This is a genomic window from Streptomyces sp. NPDC034670 (assembly GCF_055574875.1).
On the sequence record NZ_JBVITR010000131.1, the window covers coordinates 1 to 2,384 of the forward strand.

At 74.1% G+C, this 2,384-nt stretch carries 1 protein-coding gene; it reads right to left on the reverse strand.

Translation table 11 applies throughout. The annotated features are described in order from the left end of the window. On the reverse strand, window positions 1-2,384 hold a 2,384-nt coding region (locus ACZ56B_RS32750; RefSeq protein WP_468798708.1), incomplete at both ends, for a type I polyketide synthase.

Below are 2,384 nucleotides of genomic sequence, written 5' to 3' on the forward strand. Positions count from 1 at the left end.
ACCTCACCCCGCTCCACCTCGTCCAACGGCAGCAACCGCTGAACCAGGCTCTCCGCGGCAGCGGTCACCACCCGACGCCGCGACCGCACAAGGCCATGGAACAGGGCGGGGACTTCGGTGAGTCGGCGTACCGTACGGAGATCGAGCGGCACGGGCAGCACCACGGCCTCGCGGGTGTCCAGGGCCGCGTCGAAGAGGCTCAGTCCGCGTTCCGCCGTGACCGCGGGTATGCCGAGCCCGGCCATACGGGCCGGGTCGGCGGTCATGCCTCCCGCTTGCTGGTCCCACGGCCCCCACACCAGGGACACGGCGTGCAGGCCCATGGCGCGGCGGGTGCGCATCAGCTCGTCGAGGAAGCTGTTGGCGGCCGCGTAGGCCGCTTGGCCGAGGCTGCCGAGTACGCCGGCGACGGACGAGAAGGCGACGAACGCCGTATCCTCGTCGAGCAGCTCGTGCAGGTGCCAGGCGGCGTCGGACTTGGGTCGGAGGACGTCGATGACGCGCTCGGCGGTCAGACCGCCGACCAGCCCGTCGTCCAGCACACCGGCGGCGTGCACCACCGCCCGTATCGCCCGTCCTGTGACCAGCCGTGCCACTGCCTCCCGGTCCGACACGTCGCAGGCCACGACCTCGACATGGGCGCCCGACCCGCGCAGCTCGGCGAGCAGTTCCTCCGCACCCGGCGCCTGCTCGCCCCGTCGGGAGACGAGCAACAGCCGCCGCACCCCGTGCACCCGCACCAGGTGCCGCGCCACCACGGCTCCGAGGCCGCCGGTGCCACCTGTGACCATCACGGCACCCGAGCCGGACCACACCTCGGACCCGAAGCCCTCAGCTGTGGAGGCGGTGCGGACGAGGCGCGGCACCAGGAGGGTGTCGCCGCGCAACGCCACCTCCGGTTCGCCGGCCTCTGCCGACAGCCGCAGGGCAGCGCCCATCTCGTTCAGGTGTCCGTCCCCGGCATCCAGAATGCCGAAGCGCCCCGGGTACTCGGCCACTGCGGACCGCACGAGGCCGCGCACCGCGGCCGACGCGACGGTGACGGCTCCCCGCGTCAGCACCACCAGGCGGGCATCGCGGAACCGCTCGTCCGCGACCCACCCCTGGATCAGTTCGAGTGCGCGAGAGACACCGGCGTGGGTGGCTGAGACGACGTCGTCGGCCGGCGCCTCCGCCTCCTCCGCAGCCCTCACCACGGCGACGACCATCGCGGGTACCGGCCCGCCCTCGGCGGAGAGTTCGGCGAGCCCGGAGTACGACCGCACGTCGGGCACCGCACCGCGCACAGCGTCATCGACAGCCTGATCGTCACCCACCACGGCCACGGCGGGCAGCTCACCCGACGTCTCGCCCGCCACCTCGGTCCACTCCACCGTGAACAGCGATCCGACCGCGGACCCGTCCGTGACGCCGTCGAGCCGGTCGCTTGTCACGGGACGCGTGACGAGGCCGGTCACGCGCGCCACGGGGCGGCCTTCTCCGTCGGCCAGGTCGACGCTCACCGCGTCCCGGTCCCGGTTCCGCACCAGCCGGGCCCGCACCTCGCCCGCCCCCACGGCGTGCACCGACACGCCCTCCCAGGCGAACGGCAGTCCCTGCTCCCCCACCCCACCGGCGGCCGCGACGGCGTGCAGGACGGAGTCCAGCAGCGCCGGATGCACCGCAAAGCCGTCCACCTCGGCGCCGGCGGGCAGGCTCGCCTCGGCGAACACCTCGTCACCGCGCCGCCACACGCCCCGCAGACCCCGGAACAGCGGGCCGTACGAGAACCCGGCCTCGGCCAGCTCCTCGTAGAGGTCGCCCACCCGCACCGGTTCCGCGCCCGCGGGCGGCCACTGAGCGGCATCGGCCCACGCGGGCCCGACCCGCTCCTCCGTCAGCACACCCGACGCGTGCTGTGTCCATGCGTGCTCGCCAGCCAGGTCATCGGGCCGCGCGTGGACGGTCACGGCACGTCGGCCGCTGTCGTCGGCGTCCGCCACGCGCACCTGGACCTGCACGGCCGTGCCCTCGGGCACGACGAGAGGCGTACCCAGGGTCAACTCATCAAGGGTCCCGTACCCGACCTCGTCACCCGCCCGTACGGCCATTTCGACCAGGGCCGTGCCCGGCACGACCACCGTGCCGTGCACCTCGTGGTCGGCCAGCCAGCCGTGCGTGACCAGGGACAGCCGCCCGGACAGCACCACGTCGTCGGAGTCGGCGAGGGACACGGTGGCCCGCAGCAGCGGATGGTCCGCCGCCACGAGACCGGCGGCGCGCACATCACCGAGCCCCGGTCCGCTCCTCGGCCAGTAGTGCTGCCGCTGGAAGGGGTAGGTGGGCACGTCGACCGGGCGGGCCCCGGTGCCGGCGAACAGGGCCGGCCAGTCCACCTCGGCGCC